The organism is Nitrospira moscoviensis (assembly GCF_001273775.1).
GTDB lineage: Bacteria > Nitrospirota > Nitrospiria > Nitrospirales > Nitrospiraceae > Nitrospira_D > Nitrospira_D moscoviensis.
In genome coordinates this window covers 3,892,402-3,914,500 of sequence record NZ_CP011801.1, presented here as the reverse complement: position 1 = coordinate 3,914,500, position 22,099 = coordinate 3,892,402, and the positions used below count along the sequence as shown (strand labels likewise).

The following is a 22,099-nucleotide window of genomic DNA, read 5'->3' as shown; positions in this document are numbered from 1 at the left end:
TTCGCCCGTATTGCGAATATATGCGGATCGGTGACAGAATCTGTCACCAAATGCCGAGAGCTGAGCGTTTGATGGAGTTGGCGGATCGGTTGCGCGCCTGCGCCGAAACCACCGTAGGAGCGCTCGCGGTGGAGTTGGGGGTCAGCCCGCGTACCGTGCTGCGCGATGTGGCGGCGCTGCGTCAGCGCGGCCTCCCGATCGTCGGTGATGCGGGTCCGGGCGGAGGGATACGCCTGGATGGTTCGCGCGGGGTGACGGCGGTGCATATGTCGGTGACCGAGGTGACGGCCATCTGGCTGGCGGCTCGATTGTCTCGCGAGGGAAGCGATCTCCCCTGGAGCCGTGCGGCGAGTTCCGGGCTCGCCAAGCTCCTGAGCAGTCTGCCGGGTCACAGAGCCGGTGCGCTTCGGGAGCTGTGCCGCCGGGTCATCGTGGGCCCTCCCGCGGGTGAGGAGATACGATCATCGGCCGGCCGGCCGCCGCGCGAGCTATTGGACGTGTTCGAGGAGGGCTTTACGAACGGCATCGGGCTTCGGTTTCGGTACACGGACCGGTTCGGGAACAAGTCCGTGCGCCGCATCGAGCCTCACGGCCTACTGGTCGAAACTCCGGTGTGGTATATCCTCGCCCGCGACGTCGACAAGCGGAAACCGCGGACGTTTCGGATGGACCGCATCACGCACCCGACTCTTGATCCGCAGATCCGCTTCACCCCCGACCTTCGGTTGATCCAAGCCCAAATTCCCGAGCCGGAGCAGCGGCGCCCTCTGGTGGAATAGCGCAAGCGGTTGAGTTTGTCGGTCACGACGCCACTGCGACCCAGCGCATCCGTCTACAACTGTGAGCTAGCTTACAGTTGCGGCACTCTTCTGTGTGTAGATAGACGATCTGTATCTTTCTCGACATTCACAGGATGATTGGCGCTCCACGCACTGTGCGGACTGTTCGGCCTCGTAACCAGAGAGTCGCCTTGTTTTGCCTCGGCTGATCCGGTACCCTCGATCCATCTCGTACAATTGACTCCTTATGGAGCATCCACAAAAATCTGCCACCAGCAAACTTTGGTTCCTGAAGCACATCCGCCTATTTGACGGCATGTCCCCCTCTGAGATGCAGGAGATGGAGCGGATTACCAGGATGCAGGAAGTCAAGAAGCGCCAACCACTCTATCTACCAGGCGATCCCAGCAACAACGTCTATCTGCTCAAACAGGGCCGCGTCAAACTGGCGAACACCGGCGCCAGCGGCAAAGAAGTGACATTTGAAATCTTGGAACCGGGGGAGATCTTCGGTGAATTGGAGGTGCTGGAAGGGTTGCCGCGCGAAACGGCGGCCGAAGCGCTGGACGACGCCATGATCTGCGTCATTCGCCGCGAAGATTTCGACCGATACCTCGAAATGCATCCCAGCATCACCGTCAAGCTCACGAAGCTGATCGGTTTGCGGCTGCGGCGCATCCAAAGCCGGGTCGAAGACCTCGTCTTCCGGGACGTGCCGGCGCGCTTGGCCCATTTGCTCGTCGAGCTCATCAAGAGCGGCGGCGTGCAGGAACCGCGCGGGATCCGCCTGAAGGCGAAGCTAACCCATCAGGAAATGGCGAACTTGATCGGCTGCAGCCGCGAAACGGTGAGCCACACCCTCGGCCAGTTCCGCGATGAAGGCCTGATTCACATCGACGGCCGGACGATCATAATTCTTAAGATGGACGCCTTGTCGCGTCTGGTGTCTTAACCCTCTTCTCTCGTCCGATGCATGGCCGCTGTCTGCGATCTCACGTCGGCCAGTTCCGGGTCGAGCGGTCGGATGCGAAGGGCCGGGTCTTCGCGGTCCTTAGTTCACATCCAGCAGTCTCTGGAACTCCTGCAGCGCGTCCTTCAGGCGCTGCTTGCTGCTCTCGGCCGATGTCGGTGGGGAAACCGGCAGTCCGACGCCCGTCATGGACGATCTGAGTTCCGACTCCAACGGACCCGATCCCTCACGGGCCCGGCTGCGCTGGGTATGCACGCGTCGCTGCTCCAACGGGATCTTCAAGGCCAACAGTTCGTCCCGGATCTCTCTGTATTCGCGCTCCCGCCGGGCGGCTTCCTCGCGCGCCGCGTTGGCCGCTCGTTCCAGGTCTTGCGCCTTGCCAGTCAACTCGCGGAGCTTGACTTCCATGTCCTGCACGCGGCGCTGCTCCGCCTGCAGCAGGGAGCGCAGCCCCTCGGCTTCGCGGGTCACGGTCCGATAATCGTCGATGCCGACGCAGCCGGCGGTGAGCAGGACCGCGCCGAGAATCGGCGGAGCGATGAGAGGCACGCGCCCGATGGTGGAGAGATGTTGGAGGGGCATAACGACCTCCTTAGAGAAGGGAGATGGCACGGCGCAGTATAACACGCGAAGGCCGGGCAATCCGTGGAGCCCGGCGTGCTACCGCTCCGGCGCGGGCGCCGTAAACACCAGCGTCTTCGGGTGGAAGGCGTACCAGGCGAACCAGAAGGCCGTCACGGAGGGGACCGGCTTTCCGTTGTCGTCGGCGACGGATGCGCTCTGGGCGTGAAGATTGAAGCGCACCGTGATGCGCCGTCCGCCCACTTGGTCGGCAACGGGCGACGGCCCTTTCTTCAGCTCGGCGAACGGGTAGGCCTTACTGACGCCGTCGACCTCCACGCCGACGATCCACTCTTTTGGATGGAAGCGCGGATCGACTCGGTCGGTGTCGAACATCAGGTCCGGGCGGTCCGCGTATCCGAGATAGGGATCGCTCTCGTAGTTCCGAAACGATCCTGTTCGGGTGGACAGGACGAGCGTGGTCGGATGGGCCCCGCGCCATTCCGCCCACGTCGTATGTTCGAGGAAGATGGGCCAGAGCTTTTCTCCGGTCAGCGGTCCCGCCACCGCCTGCATGCCGATCTGAGACCAGAGGCTTTCGGTTTGATGGTCGTACATCAGCAGATCGCTTTGATACAGGAGGCCGGAGACCCCGAAGGTGTGGGGCCGGCCTTGGATGGCCGCCTCGAACGCGATGCCGCTCCCACAGAGCGGACAGTAGGTCACGACGACCGGCTTGCCCGCGATCGAATCGTTGACGATCTCATGCCAGTTCAGAATTTTGATCGGGTAGGCTTTGGCCTCGGTCCCCGCGTGAAGGCCCAAGACCCGGTCGCCGTCGGAAAGAAATGTCGCCTCCGACAGGGGGACGAATCGTGGGTGAAGAATGGCGGGAATGCCGTCCTTGCCCGGTCCTCCTTCGACGATGCGGTCGAGCGGCACACTGTGTTGTGTGAGGTCGAATTGCGTCGCGGGCGTCTTCCCGAGCCCCAGCCACGCGGCGAGCACGATGGCGGCGCCCACTTCCAGAAACAGTGTCCACCGCCATCGCGGCGACGTGAGCGCCGACCACAGGAGGCGGCCGCCCGTCACCCGATCGCCATCAGCGGTCTGCCGGCCATTCACGGCAGCACCAGATAGACTCCTATTGCCAAGATGGTCAGCATGAGCAGCGCCACCAACGCCTTCTCAAGCCAACTCGGTTCCTGACGGCCGGGAGGTTTGCGTGACGGTGGAACGATCGCCATGGCGACACCTTTGGGCCGGAACGGTTCACGCCAATCCGCGGCGGCGACATAGGCCGGCTGTGGCTCGTCGGGCGGCTTCGCGTCCAAGAGAAATCGTTCAAAGGCCGTGACCATCCACAGAAAGTAGTCCACCTTATCGCATGTGGCCTCGTCCAGCCCGTTCAGGCGAAACGTGTGCGGATAAGCCGCGATGTAATACGCCCCGGCCTCGTTGGTCGTGATGGCCAACGCCACGATCCGCCTGGTCCGGCGATCCATCCCGCCGAGGCCCACATCGTCCTGAAACAGTTCCCATGCGGCTTCCAGATAGGCCGGCCGCGCGCACATCCCCGCAAAGACGTCGGGCACGAAGGCGACGTCGAATGTGCGGGTGATGTCCGCACAGATGCGGCGGACATCGCGCGCTCTGGCCTGCTCGATCCCGCTTCGTCGCGCCCCATATTCCGCCGGCGTCCGAGCGGCGGATTCGAGCAGTCGGCGAACGCTCTTCTCTTTCACCGCTCCGCTGATTCGCATTCGTGCATTTTCTCCAGCAGCCAATCTTTCTTCGGGATTCCGGTCGCCGCGGGCCGGCCGTTCAGCACGATGGCGGGAAGGACGGCCAGGCCGAGCGCCTTGGCTTCGTGATCCAGCAAGGGATGGACGGCGATCTTCCATGTCGGACAGTCTCGCGCGATGTCCCTCGCCAGCAGCAGGATCGCCGGCTCGGACAGGCAGCCGTCGTGAAAATAGACGTCCATTCGGCGCATGCGCGCACCCTATCGCAGATCCCAAGCGGTATCTGTGAGCTGGCTTACAGAGGGTCGGCTGAAGAGAATGTGGGCGACAGAAGGCCGGCGTGAGAGGAAGGGCGACGCTCGGTCATCCCTTCCTCTCGGCAAGCTTCTGGAACGACGCTTACATGCGTGTCCGGGATTGGAAGTACTCGTCGTAGCGATGGACGAAATCTTTCTGCGCCAACGGCGTATGGCAGGCGCGGCACTTGGCGAAGTCTTCCATCAACGGCTGGCTCGATGCATCGTACGCGGCGTAGATCCAATCGCCGTTCTTAAGGTTATCCGGGAGCTTGTCGCCCCAACCCTGATCCTTGCCCATCACGAAGACCTTGGCCAGGTCGCCCTTGAGCGGCTTGCCGTCCATGCCGGTCGCGATCTTGTCGCCGTCCAACTTGGCCTTGTAAATCTCCATTACCATGACGGTGCCGTTGGGAAAGGGCTGGCCGGCTGAAGTGCGGGCGCCGGTCTGGTTGATGTAGATGTCGCGCACCTGCTTGGCTTCGCCTTTCGGGATGTCCACCAGAAACTTAGGCCAGGACTTGTAATCTCCCGGCAGCGGCAGTCGGCCGTCCGGGCCGGAGGCCGTCGGCGAGGTCACGATATCTTTCTTCATGGGACCCAGCGCGCCGAGCAGGTCGTTCTTTTCCCGCTCGCCGACCTTGAACTTGTTTAACGTCGCGACGAGATCGCCCACCAGCGCATCGAATTCCTCGCCGGTGATGCCCATGCCCGCATGCGCGGCCTTCATGTCACGACCGCTGTAGGTGCAGGGCCCTCCGGAGGCTTGGCAGATTTGATCGACCAGCATCGTTTTCAAGCGCGGGATGTTGGCATTCGCGAACTTGCCGTTGATGCGGCTGTCGGCGGCGACACGACCGACGAAGTCGTCCACGACCGCCGTGATGGCGGGCTTCCCGCCCAAGCGGTCGTACAGCGACTTGTCGGCCGTCATCTTGCCCGGCCCGGATTCCATAGTGTTGCAGCCGGCCAGGCTCAGCAGCAGCCCGCCGGCCAGCATCGATGTGACGATCGTTCTCTGCATAACATCCTCCTCGTGATGGAATGGTCGTGAACTGACCTGTCGTGTGTCATTACGGGAGGACGGGGAAAACGGATGTTCACATGACTGGCACGTCGATGAATCCAAACGCGCGGGAATTTCGTAAGGACCACTCCTAGACGCGGTGGCGTATGCGATTGTGCCTGCGCCACAAGATCCCGTAGACCGTGCCGTTCACCAGCAGCACAATCGATCCCAGCACGAACTGCATCTCACGGGTCAGCCCATCCGGATAGAGAATCGGCAGGAGATATCGCTCGAGGAAATCCGTCCGGTACGCCTGCTGCCCGGCCTGCTCCCGCAGCCAGTTCTCGAGCGGCGTGAGCGGACAGAGCCAGCCGGAAAATTCGACGATCGTGCCCCAGGCCGCGGCCCGGCAGATGCACACGCACGATCCACGGCCACTTGAGCGCCAGCAAGCCGCCCGTCAGCACAAAGACCACAAAGGCCAAATGGAGCACGACGACGAAATCGGCGAGGAGGCTGTACAGCATGGCTCCGGCAGTGTGGCGGAATCCGGCACAGGCGGCAAGCGACCGTTTAGTCGAACAGCCTCGGTTCTTGCTCGTCCATCGGAGCGGGATAGGTGACGCGGCCCTGCGTCATTTTGGCGAAGGGCGTCAGTCTGTGCGGGTCGGCGCGCTGCTCGGTCATGATGTCCACCACCGTCCAGCCCTGGCTTGTCAGCGCATCGGCAATGAGCGAACGATGACAGCGCCACGGAACCGCTTCGGCGCACATGATGGCCGTGCTTTTGTCCGTGCCATACGCCATCAGCTCTTCCAGCGCTTCGACGAACTGATCCGTCTGCATGTAGTCCGCATAGCCGCGAAAGCTCGCGTTGCGCCAGCCGGTATTGATCGAATCCTTCTTGGCCTTCCGAAGACCGCCAAGCTGAGGCATGTGCAGATAACCCAGTCCTGCCTTCTTGAGACTCTTGGCGAGTCGGTCGGTATTGAACTGCGGATTGTGGCGGGACTTCGGCACGGTGCGGACGTCGACGAGCTGCCGGATGTCATGCGCCTTCAGCAGCGCGAGAAACTCGTCAATCGGCCGCGTCGAATGGCCGATGGTCCAGAGAGTCATAGGACACCATACCAGACGCGGTGCGGGTGATGAGAAGCGGGATTGGAGGACAAGCACCGGGCGGGTCTGACCCGCCCGGTAGGAGGTAGTTATGCGCCGATCGCATTAAAGAAAGACGTCAAAGGTATGACGAACCCAAAGGTGCTGGTTGCAAACCACTGCCCGCGTGATTGAAAGGCAAAGGCTTGGGTGGAAAAGTTCGCGAATCCATTTACGCCGGCGCTGGACAGGTAAATGAACTCGGTGGCAAGACGAACGCGGACCGGCCAGTTCGGCAACTGATATTCGATGGACGCGCCGAGCTTCGGCGAAATGGTCGTAAAATCCCTGCGGAAACGCTCGACCGGTCCTCCGCCGCTGGACTGGTCCGTGATGCCCTCGATGCTTTGCTGGACAAAGGCAATGCCCTGTTGGAAATCGAGAAAAAACCCCGCTCCAACAGGAACCACCTGAGTAAACCCAAATCCGAAGGCGCGATGCACCTTCCTGATCATTCTCGTATCGTCTGCTGCAGGATTCAAGTGGGCGACTCCGATCCCGCTGCTGCCTTCGGCATCGAAGAATCCATCGAACTCGACGAATGCGCCCGCCTTGATGCCCAGCGGTTCAACAGGAAAAAAGGAGCGGATTAGAATGTTGACAGCGCCGCCGCCGAGATGCTCGCCCTTGCCTGTCAGCGTGCCGGCGTTGGCTCGCGACGATCCGCCAGTGGCTCCGATGCCGGTGCCCCAGCCGCCGCCGATGATGAACTCCGTAGATCCCGGGACAAAGAGTCCGGCAGTGAGGCCAGTCATTCCTGCTGCGCCTCCACCGAACGCCAAATATCCGCCGCATCGAAATGAAGTCGTTTCCCCCTTGTCGTTCCGGTATCGGCAGTTCTTGATATTGTCCTGCTCGACTCCGGGAGGCGTTGTGAACTCGCCGCGCTCGTTGACCTGCACCGTAACCTCTGTCAGGCCGTTCACCGGCTCATTCAACTCCAAGGTCAGTTCCCCTTTAGAAAGCGCAGCGCCGGGGGGAGCGCTGGTGAACTTCCCTGCCACGGCGAATGCGTCCGTGGCCGGGATTGCGATCATGGATGCTGCGCAGAAAAACAGCAGAGCCCACCTGCCTGCGAGTGGCCGCGTGAAAGCCATAATCTTCCTCCTGGTTACTTGACGTCCAACGTGCCGCGCGCTTCTTTCGTTTTGGTTCCGTCCTGCGCGACGAGCCGGATCATCCACTTCCCTTTCGCCGTGATCTCTTTGACCGGGAAGGTGCCCAGCACGCCGTCCTCGACAGACTTCCCATCGACCTTCGCGACCGTCTTCCAGGCCGGCGGTGTTTCGCCTTGCCCGAGCTGCAACTCGTAGCTCTTGAGCCGGCTGCCCACGGCGCTGCCGGAGACTTGAATGGCCGTCTTCCCGTCGATCTTGACGGGTCCGACTTGGGAGACCTTGGCGGTGAGGAAATAGTTCGGATCGGCCTTCAATGCTGCCACGGCGTTGAGGCGACCGGCGCCGGTATAGTTGTCCCACCCCGGCTCCTCCACATCGTCGGCGGATTCCAGCAGCATCCGCTCGACCTGCACATTGGTCAGATTCGGATACTTGGCCCAAATGAGGGAGGCCACGCCGGAAACCATAGGAGCCGAAAACGACGTCCCGGACGACCGCATGAATTGGCCGTGGGGGCCCACGAAACTTTCCCCGGCTTTATAGCCTTCAGCCCCGGTGAGCAAATTGAAATCGGTCCGTCGCGCTCGCAGCGACAGGATATCGACGCCCGGCGCCGCGATCTTGACGTGCTTGCCCCAGTTCGAAAAGGGGGCGCGCTTGTCGTTGAGATCGACCGACGCGACGGTCAGCACATTCCGCAAACCTGCCGGCCCTCGGCCGTCGGTGTCGCTCGCCTGGTTGCCGGCCGCCACGACGATCAAGGCGCCTCGGTTATAGGCATAGTCGATCGCGAGCTGCTCCGTCCGAGTGAGCTGCTCGCCCTCGATGCTCAGGTTGAGAATCCGAGCTCCGTGGTCCACGGCATAGACGATGGCGCGCGCGAGATTGAACGCTTTGCCGTGGGCGAACACGTTCAGAACTTTGAGCGGCATGATTTTGACGCCCCAGTTGATCCCGGCGATGCCCTGTCCGTTGTCCGCCGCCGCCCCGATGATGCCGGCGACGAATGTTCCGTGTCCGTCGTTGTCCCAGGGATTATTGGTATGATCGACGAAGTTCCAGCCGATCACGTCATTCTCGTACCCGTCGGGGCTTTCCCCTGGTTTGAGCGTGAGGTTCAGCCAAAGGGACGATCGTGGTATGTCCGGATGGTAGTAATCGAGCCCCGTATCCAGCACTGCGACGATCACAGGACGCGTGATTCCGGTCTCGATATCCCAGGCCGACCGTCCGCCGCCTTTGGGGAGAAATCCCAGGGTGCGCAAGTACCATTGATCGAGGAACGGTTGCCCCCATGTGCCGGTCGAACCGTAGAACGGATCGTTGGGACTTGTCGGGCCTCTGTCTCCCGCTGGAGTCGGACGCACCTCGACGGCGAGCGAAAGCGCGACGACGAACAATAAGACGACGCTCGGGCGCATGGTTTTCATGGGACTCCTGCGGGCGGCAGATGGATGGTCCAATGTGGGAGCGTTTGGCCCTGACGCTTGGGCCAGTACATCGGGTGCAGACTTGGAGCCGGGGCGCCGCCTCTATCCTCGTTCGGTTCGAAGATGTCCAGATAGCGGCCGCTGATGATTTTGAATTGGTCGATGTGAGACAGGTCGTCGAGATAATAGACGTAGAAATCGCCGCCCAGCGGGTTGTTCCGCCAGGCGGTCCAGGTGTCCACTCCATGGAGCCCGGCCTGTTCCAGATTCAGGCTCAGTTGCGGGATATCCGTCTCCGGCGTGAACCGTTTGATGTATTGAAGCCGATCGTCGATCGCCACATCGCCGGTCGGCACGGGCCACATGCTCTCTTCGGGAGACAGGGAGAGGGAAGGAAGATCGGGGATCGCGGGCAACTGGGGCACCGGAAGATTCGTGGTCCCGAACGCCAGGTCCCCGTCGGCGTCGCGGTACGAGGCGTGGATCTTGAGATTGTCATAGGTATTCTGCCGGTACTGAAGTTCCGGCCATGTGAAGTTGCCTCGGATCCGGTAGGTGTCGTCCGGTTTGGCATAGTCGAGCACCGGCGGATCCCGATCCTCCGGGTTCCACGGGAGCCGATAGCCGGCGCACAAGCTCCACACGTTCTCATTTTTCCCGGTGAACTCCAGCGTGATGGACGTGTTGTTTTCCAAGGAGAGTTGCTCCGTCTGTTTACTCTTCATTCCTCCCTTCCCCGGCCTCTTGTACTGGATATTCCCACCCAGCGAAAAATTCACCCGCTGCCCAGCGCCGGTGGAAGAGCCGGGAGTCATCGCGCCGGAAGGCGGCAGCGGATCGTTCACAAATCGTAAGTATGAGGTGTCGGATTCGCCGCCAGCTTCGACAAAGCGCGCACGATGCAATGGCGAGGAGTCCGGCCGGCTCTTGAGCGACGCGCGCAGCGCAGAGTGAAGAAGCGGTCGAAGCCGGTCGCCGAACAAGCCCGGTGTCTCCTGCGCCGGAGTCGACGACGACAACAAGAGCTGCTTCTTACAGTCGTCGAGCAGAACTGCGGCTGCGACCGCTTGCCCCGCCGTCCCCGTGCCCGGCATCGCTGCGCTGGCCAACGGAGGCAACGTGCCGAGGTCCTTGTAGTCGTTCTGCAGCTCGACTCTGAGACGGTTCGCCGTACGCTGGGCCTTTTTGTCATTCGGATCGGCCTTGGCCTTCGCCTCCGCTTCCTTGAGTTGATGCTGTTTCTGCCGTGCTTCGATCGCGCGATCAAGCACCCGCTTCTGGTCTGCTCCCTGAGCTGCCACTCCATCTTTGGTGTTTTTGATGAAGTCGCGATGATCCCCTACTTCCTTCGTCAGCCGTTCGCGGTCTGCGGGACTGAGATTCGGGTTTTGCAATTGCTGCTCGGCCTCCTTCATCGCTTTCTCGCGGTCGGCAATTTGGGCGCCGAGATCGGTGAGTTCCTGGATGCGCTGGGGCGAGAGCGTGTCGGACTGAACCGGAGAGATCTGCCAGAGCGGGCCCGCGAGGAGGGCACTGCCGAGAGCCATGATGAGAATCAGCGGCGAGCGGAACCGGAAGAATGAGTCAGGAATCATACGGTCCTCCTGCGGCCCGGCGGGCTGACTTCCAGGCGCAGCGCCGGTTTGAGCCCGCTGATGACGGCGGCACTGTTTCACGCCGCCGGTAAGAGGACAACCCCCATTTGGGTGATGCGCAAGGGTCAGGAACCATTGGTCGAAGACCCGAAGGGCGCTGGGCGCAAATGGTTCCTGACCCTTTCCTGTGGGACCCGGCCGTTCGTCACGCCCTCAATCTGAAGCAGGAGCCGGACGAGCTGGGCTTGGCGGCTGGTGCCCGTTTTCTGAAACACCTGTTTCAACTGTGTGCGAATGGTGTTCATCGTGCGGCTCGACGAGGAGGCGATGTCCCGCAGACTCCGTCCGCTTGCGATGTGCCGCGCCAGCTGCGCTTCCGCGCCGGTCAGGCCATACAGCCTCATCAGTCGTTCCAGCGGAAGCTCGGGCGTTCGTGCGGGGTCGGTCACGAACACGGCGGCGGTCGGTTGGCGATCGTCGATGGGCCGTGGGCCTGCTCGCAACGGGCTGGCGAACGCCACGTAGGGCCGGCGTCCGGAAGGTCGGGAAATCAAGGTTGCGCCGCTCTCCGCCAGGACCGCTCCATGAACCGCCTCGGCGGCATCTCGGATGAGCTGGTGTAACCGCTGCGTCTCAGCCGCAAGCGCGGCCGTCAGGATGCCGCGCTCGATCGTGAGCCCATCGGCCTGGCGGCAGAGTGCTTCGCCCACTGGATTGACCCACAGCAGCCGTCCCTGCCCGTCGAACGTAAAGATTCCGCGAGGCAGGTGATCGGCCGCTTCGCGGAAGGCGTCTCGCTCGACGGTCGCTTCTTCCAGGCGGTGGTGGATCTGCAGGGCGCGCCGGATGTGGGGCACGAGCCGTTGGAGATGCTCCCGTTGCCCGCGGGTAAAAGGCCGTCCCTGAGGTTTGGGCCGATGCAGGCCCAGCATGTAGAGGCGCCGGCCCTCGATCAGCGGGAGGCTCCCGATCGCGTAAAACAACCGGTTGGGCCGCATGAAATCGTTGTAGAACTCGGTGCACAAGAGATCGGCATCGGCAATGTGCTGATGACTCAGATACGCTTTCCCAACGGCATGACGGCGAGGATGCAGGCTCCACAGGTCTTGCGCCCAGTAGTAGGCGGCGTACTCGTGGAAACTGGCGACGGCCAAATCATGAAAGGCCAACGGCCGCCCGGCGCCCGTCGTGAAGTCCTGTTGAAAGAAGCTCGCCGTCTGCCCGTTGAACACTCGCGCCAATGATGAGAGAACGGACGGCCACTTCGACGCATCGAACGCGGCGTCGTAGATCTGGCCGAGGAGGGCCAGCGTCTCGCCTTGGCGCGTCATTCATGCCCTCACGTGGCCGTTGCGACGGAGGCCCGGCTGGCTCGAGACCCCGTCGGTCTGCATGACGAGTCGAACCAACTCCGCTTGCCGGGCCGTGCCGGTTTTCTGAAAGACCTGTTTCAACTGCGTGCGGAGCGTGTTCAGCGTCTTGCCCATGGCGGACGCGATGTCCCGCAGGTCCAACCCGCCGGCCAGTTGCAGAGCCAGTTCCGCCTCTGCCCGAGTCAGGCCGTACAGTTTCGTGAGTCGATCGATGGAGACGCCCGGCATCCGCTCCGGGTCTGCAACGAACACCACCGCAGCCGGCAGGCGATCGTCGAGCCGCCCCCGGCCTGCTCGCAGGGGACTGACGAGCGCAATGTAGGGCCGCAAACCTGACGGCCTCGATACCAGCATGGCGCCGCCGCTGCCCAGACCCGCGCCGGTACCGGTCTGCTGACAGTGGTGGAGGAGTTGCCGTAATCGGCCTGTCTCCCCGGGAAGGGCCGTCGCGAGGCAGCCTCGTTGGATGGTGAAGCCGTCGGCTTCCCGGCACAGAGCTTCACCCAGGCGATTGACCCACAAGAGTCGGCCGTCTGCCGCGACAGCGAAAACGCCGCGGGGCAGTCGATCGGCTGCCTCGGCCAGCGTGTCCCGCTCGGCGGTGAGACCGTCGAGGCGCCGGTGAATTTGGAAAGCGCGCTTCAGATGCGGGAACAGCCGCTGGACCTCCCGTACGTCCGCCGCTCGATACGGCCTGCCCGACCGCAGGGGCCGATGCATGCCGGCCAGAAACATCTTGTGGTCTTCGACAAGCGGGATGCCGCCCAAACCGTGAAAGAGCCCGATGGGCTTCATCCAATCATGGTAGAACTCGCTGCGCGCCAGTTCTTGGTCGGACACATGCTGTTGGCTGGTGTAGACCACGCCCACATCAAAAGCGTCCGGCTTGGGAGTCCAGATGTCTTTTTGCCAGAAGTACTTCTCGTAGTCCGAGAAACACTTGGCCGGCATGTCGAGGGCGGCGATCGGCTGCGTGGCCTTGGTGGTCAGATCCAGGACCGCGAAGTTGCCGGTGTGGCTTTTGGTCAGTTTGACGAGATCGAGTAAGACGGAAGGCCAGAGCGACGCATCGAGCGCGGCGTCGTAGATGCGTCCGATGAGGTCGGCAACCTGATGCTCGCGCAACATGGTGTGCCTCGCGGGACTATCCGGCCCTAACCCGTATGGGGCCGCCAGTATAGGTCTCTTTGCTGAAGAAAATCCAGTAGAGAATCGGGCCGGAGATGAGAATTTACGCGGTTTTTGGCTCTTGAGCCGGTTACGCTGCTCAACCGGCGGGCAGCCAACCTGGCGGACTGACATCCATCCCATACTTGCATCGGGGGATTCGCCACGGACTGTCTTCACCCAAATGGGGGTTGCGGGCCAGCGCTGAATTTTAAAGAATCTCCGCGCCCTTCGGACCATACCGTGGTTGAGGTGCGAGCATGCCACGCCTTCTAGGCAAGGCGGAAAACTCCAGCGTGTCTGCCGCCGCTCAGCGCTCATTCTCGCCCGGAGGGGTCGCGGTGCCTGTGCTCATCGGTCTCCTGGTGCTCTTCGGCGTCGCGTCGTCGCTCTCCCGCGGGGAGTTGCCCCCTGTCTTTTTCCAGTCCGCCTTGGCAGCCGACGCGGAGCCGATACGGCCCAACGATCCCTTCTTTCGCTCAACGGGAACGTGGGGGCAATCATTTGCCGATCAATGGGGCTTACATCGAATCGGATTTGCTCCGCCTGGTTCCGCGGGGACCGCGTGGGACGTTGAGCTCCCATCCAAGACGCCGGTCATTGTCGCAGTCATCGACACGGGACTCGACTACTTCCATCCCGATCTCAAGCCGGAGAACATCTGGCGCAATCCGAAGGAGCAGCCCAACGGCGTCGACGACGACGGCAACGGTTACATCGACGACCTGATCGGCTGGAACTTCGTCGATCGGAACAATAACCCCTGGGACCATGCCGGGCACGGCACACACGTCTCGGGCATCATCGCGGCGGCGACGGACAACGGCGAAGGCGTCGCCGGCATTAATGCCCGCGCGCAACTCATGCCGCTCAAGGTCCTGAACTTCCTCGGGCGAGGACGGAGCACCGGGATCGCCGAAGCGGTCTTCTATGCGGTGCGCCAGGGCGCGCGGGTCATCAACCTCAGCCTCGGCGGCCACGCGATCTCGCAGGTCGAGCAGCTCGCGATCGACTATGCGTATGAGAAAGGCGTGCTCGTCGTGGTGGCGTCGGGCAACGTGGCGGAGCAGACCGCGGATTACGGGATGGCCGCGTCGAAGAGCGTCATTGCCGTGGCGGCAACCGGCCCGGACGACAAGCGCGCCGAGTTTTCGAACTGGGGGCGCTCGGTCAAGATCGCGGCCCCGGGCGTCGACATCCTGTCGTTGCGCGCGCGGCGGACGGATTTCGTGCTTGTGTCCGAAGCGGAGGACTATCGGGCCGGCGAGGCGTTCGTCGGTCCGGGCGCCCGCTATTACCGTGCCAGCGGGACCTCGTTCGCGGCTCCGTTCGTGGCCGGCGTCGCGTCCTTGCTGCTGGCGCGCAATCCGAAACTCACGAATGTCCAAGTCGAGCGCATGCTGCTCGAATCCGCGGACGACGTGGAGGAGCCGGGCTGGGATCATTTCACCGGCGCCGGGCGTTTGAACGCCGTCGCGGCGTTAAAGGCCGATCCACACTACTTTCTCACCGTCAAGGTGTCCCAAGTGGCGCCCGTGAAAGTGGACGGGAAAACTGCGATTCAAGTCTCTGGCACGGCGGTCGGTAGTCAACTCAAGAGTTATGAGCTGCAACTGGGCCAGGGAGACAAGCCGGCATCCTGGAAGACCGTGGCCAAAGTGGACGGCAAGCCGGTGGATGACGGTGTGCTGGGAACTTTCCCTGTGAAGGACATTACGGCGAAAGGCAAGTGGCTGGTGCGCGTGGTGGCGCAGGACGGGAAGAAGACGAAAGAGGCGCGCGGCACGTTGGACGTGAAGTAAACCTCGATGGGAGGATGAGCGTGAGGGAGTGGGTAACCCCGGCGCACCGTGCCGCGCTCAGTCTCGCGATCGCGGCCCTTGTTGCGGCGACCGACCGTGGGATGGCGCCGGTGGCCGCCGAGGACCTCGCGCGGGGACCGACGTACTCAACCTCCTATCGCTTCAGCCCCGCCACGCGGCAGGCGCTCCTGGTGCCGCCCGCCGTCGATCCGGAACAATTTGCGAAGGCTCAGAAGTTGCCGGGCTACGAAATCGTGCGGATCCCGGCGGATTTCTCGACCTATGGCGGCTGGGCGCTCGTCAGTTTCCAGGGCAGCGAGGAAGACGCCCAGAAGATCTGCAAGGACAACCCGGCCCTGAAGCTGTGCGAGCTGGATCGTTGCCGAGAATTTCTCCCCGCTTCGGAATCCGGATTCGTCCCGGGCCTGGGTGCCTGGAGACCGGAAAAGGAATTCACCGTGGCTATGGCGGAAGGAGCAGAGTCGTCTGCCGGCTCGCCATCCGGAACATCAGGCAGCTCCGAGGCCTCGGTCGAGGTAGGAGCGAGTGCCGTGGCCCACACGCGGGAGCAGCCTCCGACGCCCGAACAGTTCGTCAGAGGCGAGACGATCGGCTATGGACCGGATGCGGCGCAGGGTCCTGATTTGAAGACACTTCCCGCATGGAGTACGTCGACCTTCAGGATGAGCCTCAATCAGGAAACCGAGATCGGGTCCGGCTGGGACCAAATCGTCGTCCGGCCTCCGATGGGTCCTCCCGTCGTCGCAAAAGCCAATGACGATCTCAGCGGTGGGACCATCACCAGGCCACCGGGTGGAGGCCCGCCGACGCCGCCCACCACACCGAGGCCTCCCAAGACTCCGATCCCGCCCGAGACGCCGGGAAAGCCTCCTGACCTCTCGCCGCCGGGAGACCCGCCGACCTCCACCCCGCCGTCGGAGGAGAAGGAGGAGGCGGTCGCCTGCAAGCTGTTCGGTGGGCAGGGCAGCCAGGGATTCGGGATGAAGGTCGGGCTTCCCGACGTCAAAGAATTCATCGAACCGCCCCCCAAGGAGCCGGGTCAGGAGGCGCTGAACGATCCGGCGATCGCCGGTGATCATGTGTGGCTGCACGATCTCTCCTTTTTCACCTTCGCGCACGATCTCTACGTGAAATCCGTCGGCGTCGATTTCAACGCCACGCGGTTTTACCGCTCGAACATCAAGACGAAGGAAGGCGGACTGTTCGGCTACAACTGGGACTTCGGGTACTACAAACGGCTGATTCCCCAGGGCGGCGTGCTGAACCCGAAATTCGGCCTGCGGGTCGAAGGGCTGATGAATCCGGGCCCGGTTCATTATCTGCGCGGCAACGGCCGGGTCGAGGAGATGAAACCCAACGGCGTCCGGTTCCAGATGGTGAAAAACTTCGGCGGACGATTCGATGCCTGGGTCACTTACTACAAGCCGCCTGGCAATCTGTTCTCGGAACTCGAACGGTACGTCGTGCTGCCCAATCATCCGTCGCCGTTCGCAGGCCATCCCAATTACGAGGGCGACATCTTTTACGTGATGCGGTACGGAAACGGGTACCGTGAGGTCTATAGCTGCCGCGGCATCCTGCTCTACATCCTGGACCGGCACGACAACCGGATGACGTTCGAGTACGATCCCGTGTTTCACCCGCTGACGTTCAACCCGACGCTGGCGAAGATCACGGACACGGCGGAGCGGACATACTCGCTGGAGTGGGTGGAGATCGAGGGCAACGGCCTCGTGCACACGAACTATAAGGGACAGATCATCTCGGGCACCTTTCCCAAGCTGAGGCTTAAGAAGATCAAAGAAGAGTTCGACGGGCGGGAAGCGGAGTACCACTACCGCGGCCGCGATAGCCAGCCGGTCCTTGAAAAAGCCGAAGAACGAAAAGACGGCCGCTTCACGACCACCTATTCCTATACGGAGCACGACGGGCGCTATTACCTGGAGACGCTCACGCTCCCGCGCGAAACCGCGCAGGGCGGCGATCCCTATCTGAACAATCAATGGCGGCAGGACGGCGACCTCAAGCGCATCCAGAACCAGACGCACGGGCATGCGGGGACCGGCACGAAGACCGGAGGCTTCGAAGGAGGCCTCACGCAGTTTCGATGGGAGGGCAAACCCGGTAGTCCGGTGACGGTCCAGTCGCCCAGGGGCCGGGAGGAAGTCTACACGATGGAATGGACCGGCCTCGCCTATGTCGTCCGGCGGCTCGACCTGAAGCTAGACGACAGCGGGACGGCGACCACGACGATCCAGCACAACGCGAGCGATCAGGTGACGAGCATCACGAGGCCCGAAGGCAACCGGATCGAATATCACTATGCCGGCGACGGCGGTCCGGTCACGGAAGGGCCTATCAGGGACTGCTTGAATTGCGGGGGCGACGGGTTGCTGCAATCTCCCTCGTCCGCGTCGTCGGCTTCCTCTCTGTCTTCATCCGCCGGGGCAGCGACCGCGCCGACGCTGGGAATCGCAAAGGGGGGAACGGGAGGCGAAGGCGGCGTCACGTATCTAAACAATTTGGCCAAGGGCAACCTCGTTCAACAATTGCTGCTGGCCGGCGACCGTTCCAATCCGCTCCCCTATTCCTCGATCGTCACCTCCTACACGTATGAGCCGCTCTATAACCAATTCAAGCGCATCGAAGGGCCGGGCAAAGCCGTGACGGAGCTCGACTACGACTATTTCACTAAAGGCGCCGAAGGAAATCCCATCGTCCGCCGGCATCCGGTCAGGACGACGGCGGCCGGCGAAACCCTGTCGCCCATTGAAACGACATACGAGTACACCTCGACCGGACTCCTGCTTCAGGAAACGGACCCGCTCCATCACAAGACGGTGTACGCTCATAGCCCGGCGGGATACCTCCTGTCGGTGTCCGACGAAGGAGACCCGCAGGACAACGCGGCGTTTGGCCGCGACGTCCGCGGCAACATGACCAAGTTTACCGATGCGCGCGAGACCGTCACGACGCTGAAGGTGGACCAGCGCGATCTCGTCCGCGAAAAAATCGAGGACGATGCCGAGAAGGGATTCAAGAACCGCACGACCTATCAGTACGACGAGAACGGGAATTTGGTTCAAGAGCAGATCACCGTGCAGGACAACTTTCCCGCCGACGGGATGTTCGCGGGGGTGCCGGCCCAGTCGTTCCAATTGACCAAGACCTATCAGTACAACCTCGTGAACCTTCAAGTCAGCGAAACCCAGACGGCGGGCGCCCTCTCCCGGACGCGGGCGCAGGCCTATGATGCGGAAGGAAACCTGGCCTCCGTCCAGGAACCGGAAGGATTCACGATTACCTATCACTATGACCGCCTCGGCAATGTCGCTGGGAAGACGTTCGGTGGGAAGCTGACCGAAACCTTCCGGTACGATCTCAACGGAAATCTTGTGGAACAGAAACGGGGCGGGAGCAGCGCGACCGCCTACGAGCCCGATCCGTTCGATCGGCCCTATAAGAGAGTGACGCCGGAAGGCACGGTCATCCTCACCCCACTGAACCCTGACGGCACCACGCAGAAGATCGACGTCCAGGGGAAGAACCACGAAGGCAAGCCGGTCAGGCTCCGATTCATCGAGTTTCAGTACGACGAAATCGGGGACAAAATCGAGACCAAGGAACATATCGTGGGCCCCGACGGATTCGGGGCCGGCCTGCGGGCGGAGCAATTGGTCCGCGACGCGGAGGGCAAAGTGCTCACGCTGATCGACGCGCGCAAGAATCACAGCACATTCAAGTACACCGGTCACCGGAAAGACAGCGACACGGATCCGCTGTTGAACGAAGTCCGCTACGCCTATGAACCGGGCGGCCTCCCGACGAGCATCACGGAGATGGAACGGGAGGTGACGTTTCGGGAGAAAGACGGCCAGCCCAAGCGCGAGGAGGCGACGCGCCACTTCGTCAAAACGATGACCTACGACGCGCTGGGCCGTCTCTCCTCCTTTTCCGTGCCGGGAGGGTCCAGCGCCAAGTTGGCTTATGACTCCCAAGGCAACCTTCGCGCGAAGGTGGAACACAGCGGCCGGATGGATGTGTTCGAGTTCGATGGGTTCGGACGCGGGGTTCGTGACGAACAATACGCCAACCTGGAAGTGGACAAGTTGATCGTGACCCGCACCTATGATCTCCACGATCGGCTTCTCACATCCGCGGTGTCCCGCGGCGAGCGGACGATCCATCAGACGGCGCGCGCGTATGATCACGCAGGACTGCTGGAGCGCCTGCAGGAAGACAGCCAGGCACGGGTGTACACGAAATTCGATGATCGGGGAAACCCGACCGACGAAGAGCGCTCCGATGGCGTGAAACTAACCTACACCTATGACCTCGAGGATCGGACGAAGGAAATCGCCGTCCGCTATCCCGGCCATGCGCCTTCGGGATCCACGCAGGACACGTTTGTCTATGACGGATTGGGGCGGATCGTCGAAGCCGGTCGATACCGCGGCATGATCAAGAACAAGCTGGCCTATGACAGCCTCGGGAACCCCTGGTGGGACGAGCAGATCGTGGGAATCCGTCCGCTGCGGCTGGAGTACTCCTATGACTCCGTAGGGGCGCGTACGGAGCTCCGCGGGCCGTCGATCGGCCGGGACCCGGCCTGGACGATCCAGTCGGAACGCGACCATGTCGGGCGGGTGCACATCCTCCGTCATCACGCGTCGGGGGAATCCCAGCCCGGCCAGGGAATCGTCTACGAATTTTCCGGCCCCACTCGTTTAGCCCGGCGCCTCATCGGCGGCACGGACGATACGGTCTACGACTACGATGCGGCGCGGCGCCCGGTCCAGGCGAGAGTCTATTCGAGTCTGGGCCTGGTCGCGACCTTCGAGTCGCAGTTGGACGCGGACTCCCGCCCGTTGAGCCAAGCGGCCCGCATCACCATGCCGTTCGACTCCAGGCACACCGACGAGACGGCGATCGACTATACGGCCTGGGGCGTGCGATCGAAGGTAAGCTCGACGTTCCATTGGTCGGACAAACCGACGGATACGAGCGCCGATGGAACGAGCCGGCGCCTCTATCGCTACCAAAACGACCGTGTCACCGCGATGTTCACGTCCCAGGAAGTCCACACGAGCCGGCCGTTTCTCTACGGCTATCTCGGCAACGACGTCGTCTCCGGCGAGGTGATGAAGTTTCTCTACGAGGGAAATCACCTCGCGAAGACGGAGTTTTGGCAACACGGCGACCTCCCGGCGGGGCTCAGTGACATCAAGTTGAAGGCCGCCTTGGCGGACGATGCGGTCAAGAAACAGTACACCACCTGGTTCCGATACGACCAGAACGGATCGCTGAGTGAAGATAACCGTTACCGTTATGAGTACGATCATGGACAGTTTGTCTCTCAGGTCGGGGACAAGTATGCCGACAGTCATTACGAAACGGGAACGGTGAATTACTACTATGACTACGCCAACCGGCTGGTCAGCATCGTGTACGGAGGGCCGGTGTACCGGGACCGGCGCTTTCTCTACGACGGGCGTCTGCCGTTTCTGGAGATCCGGACCGACAGCAAGGGCGTTCCCGAAGAAGTCGAGACGGCCTACGTGCCGCACCCCGACGGCCTCGATGTCGGGCCCATTCGAGTCCGCACGCACTACGACGTGCGGGATGCCAAAGAGCCGCCGCCCTCCCTCGTGTATCCCTTCTTCGATCTCGACGGCTCACTGGCCTTCGTGTACGACGTCGCGACGCGTCAGTATCTGAAAGTCGGACAGATTCTGGACTCCGCCGTCCGGAGTGACGCCCGCCGCAGGCAGGTCATCCTCCCGAGAGTCGACAAGGATCTTCGTCCGGAAGATCTGGTGGCCCTGCGACCGGAGCACCCGCGTCGTGAGCTCCCGCTGATGTCGCTCCATGCCCGTTGGGAGCCGTTCATGGAAGCGGCGTTCGATCTCCATACGGGCAAGGTCAGTCACGACCCTCTCCGCAATCTGGAACTGCGGGAGAAAACGGCGCAGCAGGCCCGCACCGACTACCTCCACGAGCAGATCAGCACGGGGCAGAGAAATGCGTTGACGGGGATGGCTCTTCTGGCGGCGCCGGTCCTGCTGCCGTACGCCGTCACAACGGCGGTGCAGTATCCACTGGCGACGGCGGCGAGCACCGCCTTGGGTGTGGCGATCGATATGACGGTCGTCGAAGTCGTGCTGAAAGAGGAATACGGGCTAGACGATCTCGGTCAGTCGGTCGCCATGTCGGCGTTTTTCGCGGGCGCCGGCGTCCTGGCCAAAGAATTCTGGAAGCTGCGCCAGGCGACGCGGCTGTTCGGCGAGCTCGACCAGCTTCGGCATGTCCGCATGACGGGGAAGGTGCGAGGGAGCATGGAGCCCGGACTCAGTCCCGGCGCGCCCAAGACCGCTCCCCCGGTCCCCCGTGGCCCCGCGACGGCCGCCGGCCGGGCCGGGCGCGGAGCCGGCGCCGCCGAACAGGCGGCCGCATCGTCAACGGCCGGGCGATCGGCCTTGCCGCCGGCGCAGGATTTCGATCCTGTCGGCTGGCCGACCTGGAAATCCGGAAAACTGGTGCTGTTCGGGTTCAAGGAAGGAGACGACCTGCTCAAGGACTTTGCCAAAAATCTTCCTCCGGTGCCCGGCGTATTCGATATCTTCGTCCATGGCAACCCCGGGTCCGTCGGCATTTTTGACGGAGTCAAATGGTGGGCGCTGTCACCTGAAACCATCGCGAGCTTGGCGAAGGCCAAGGGATTCCGGCCGGGCATGGTCGTCCGCCTGATTTCCTGTAACACGGGAGTCGGGCCGAAGGCATTTGCCAAACAGTTGGCTGAGGCCATGGGCACTCGGGTTCTGGCTCCCAACAGGGCCGTGAATGCTCATCCAAGCGGCTCTTTTTTCCTGGATCTGGAATCCTTGTTCCAGGCGCAGGGAGAATGGCTTGAGTTCGTCCCGTCGCGCATCCGAAGCATGCCGCGGACGACGCGGTCGCTCTGGGGCGATGTGCCGTGGCTGCCGAGGTAATCGGAGCGTCATTGATGCGGTGATGGACCGTACGACCATGTATCGGATTCAACTCTTGTTGAGGACGTCTTTATGCGAAGCGGCCT

Annotated in this window: 16 protein-coding genes and 1 pseudogene; 4 read left to right on the top strand and 13 right to left on the bottom strand. The window is 62.4% G+C overall.

Annotated elements, in window-relative coordinates:
• Positions 1–71 precede the first annotated feature (71 nt).
• Entirely contained in the window at positions 72–779 is a 708-nt protein-coding gene (locus tag NITMOv2_RS19020) for a helix-turn-helix transcriptional regulator (protein WP_202967266.1), read from the top strand.
• A 358-nt stretch (positions 780–1,137) separates the two neighbouring features.
• Positions 1,138–1,731, top strand: coding sequence for a Crp/Fnr family transcriptional regulator (locus tag NITMOv2_RS19015; RefSeq protein WP_238590392.1), 594 nt, complete (start codon positions 1,138–1,140; stop codon positions 1,729–1,731).
• Positions 1,732–1,830: 99 nt separating this feature from the next.
• On the opposite strand, the gene NITMOv2_RS19010 is transcribed toward NITMOv2_RS19015, so the two are convergent.
• From NITMOv2_RS19010 to NITMOv2_RS18950, 13 genes and pseudogenes are all read right to left on the bottom strand, one after another.
• Positions 1,831–2,331, bottom strand: coding sequence for a hypothetical protein (locus tag NITMOv2_RS19010; protein ID WP_053381363.1), 501 nt, complete (start codon positions 2,329–2,331; stop codon positions 1,831–1,833).
• Positions 2,332–2,409: 78 nt separating this feature from the next.
• Positions 2,410–3,435: a DUF3179 domain-containing protein gene (locus tag NITMOv2_RS19005; protein WP_202967265.1), complete on the bottom strand. Its 1,026-nt coding sequence runs from the start codon at positions 3,433–3,435 to the stop codon at positions 2,410–2,412.
• Positions 3,432–4,073: a hypothetical protein gene (locus NITMOv2_RS19000; RefSeq protein WP_053381362.1), complete on the bottom strand. Its 642-nt coding sequence runs from the start codon at positions 4,071–4,073 to the stop codon at positions 3,432–3,434. Before NITMOv2_RS19000 ends, NITMOv2_RS19005 begins: the two co-directional genes overlap by 4 nt.
• Positions 4,052–4,306 carry a hypothetical protein gene (locus NITMOv2_RS18995; protein ID WP_145976430.1) on the bottom strand — a complete coding sequence of 85 codons (255 nt, stop codon included), beginning with the start codon at positions 4,304–4,306 and terminating at the stop codon, positions 4,052–4,054. The genes NITMOv2_RS19000 and NITMOv2_RS18995 overlap by 22 nt, the downstream gene beginning before the upstream one ends.
• 148 nt (positions 4,307–4,454) lie before the next feature.
• Entirely contained in the window at positions 4,455–5,375 is a 921-nt protein-coding gene (locus tag NITMOv2_RS24105) for a cytochrome P460 family protein (RefSeq protein WP_083448198.1), read from the bottom strand.
• A 133-nt stretch (positions 5,376–5,508) separates the two neighbouring features.
• Complete coding sequence (locus NITMOv2_RS18980) at positions 5,509–5,781, bottom strand: DUF2784 domain-containing protein (RefSeq protein ID WP_274519482.1); 273 nt, start codon at positions 5,779–5,781, stop codon at positions 5,509–5,511.
• Positions 5,782–5,818: 37 nt separating this feature from the next.
• Positions 5,819–5,887: pseudogene (locus tag NITMOv2_RS25185) on the bottom strand (hypothetical protein); the annotation flags it as partial.
• Positions 5,888–5,933: 46 nt separating this feature from the next.
• Entirely contained in the window at positions 5,934–6,479 is a 546-nt protein-coding gene (locus tag NITMOv2_RS18975) for a DUF488 domain-containing protein (protein ID WP_053381360.1), read from the bottom strand.
• A gap of 89 nt (positions 6,480–6,568) precedes the next feature.
• Positions 6,569–7,615 carry a hypothetical protein gene (locus NITMOv2_RS18970; RefSeq protein ID WP_053381359.1) on the bottom strand — a complete coding sequence of 349 codons (1,047 nt, stop codon included), beginning with the start codon at positions 7,613–7,615 and terminating at the stop codon, positions 6,569–6,571.
• Between the two features lie 14 nt (positions 7,616–7,629).
• The gene (locus NITMOv2_RS18965; RefSeq protein ID WP_053381358.1) at positions 7,630–9,066 is read right to left on the bottom strand and encodes a S8 family serine peptidase; all 1,437 of its coding nucleotides are present in this window, start codon (positions 9,064–9,066) and stop codon (positions 7,630–7,632) included.
• Entirely contained in the window at positions 9,063–10,661 is a 1,599-nt protein-coding gene (locus NITMOv2_RS18960) for a hypothetical protein (RefSeq protein ID WP_053381357.1), read from the bottom strand. The genes NITMOv2_RS18965 and NITMOv2_RS18960 overlap by 4 nt, the downstream gene beginning before the upstream one ends.
• Positions 10,662–10,786: 125 nt before the next feature.
• Positions 10,787–11,992 (bottom strand): helix-turn-helix transcriptional regulator, encoded by a 1,206-nt coding sequence (locus tag NITMOv2_RS18955; RefSeq protein ID WP_053381356.1) that lies wholly within the window; start codon positions 11,990–11,992, stop codon positions 10,787–10,789.
• Positions 11,993–13,162, bottom strand: a complete 1,170-nt coding sequence (locus NITMOv2_RS18950; protein WP_053381355.1) for a helix-turn-helix transcriptional regulator — start codon at positions 13,160–13,162, stop codon at positions 11,993–11,995.
• A gap of 299 nt (positions 13,163–13,461) precedes the next feature.
• On the opposite strand from NITMOv2_RS18950, the gene NITMOv2_RS18945 reads away from it, so the two are divergent.
• Together NITMOv2_RS18945 and NITMOv2_RS18940 are read left to right on the top strand one after the other, a co-directional pair.
• The gene (locus NITMOv2_RS18945) at positions 13,462–15,003 is read left to right on the top strand and encodes a S8 family peptidase (protein WP_083448197.1); all 1,542 of its coding nucleotides are present in this window, start codon (positions 13,462–13,464) and stop codon (positions 15,001–15,003) included.
• Positions 15,004–15,023: 20 nt separating this feature from the next.
• Entirely contained in the window at positions 15,024–22,013 is a 6,990-nt protein-coding gene (locus NITMOv2_RS18940) for an RHS repeat domain-containing protein (RefSeq protein WP_187299272.1), read from the top strand.
• The last annotated feature ends 86 nt before the right edge of the window (positions 22,014–22,099 follow it).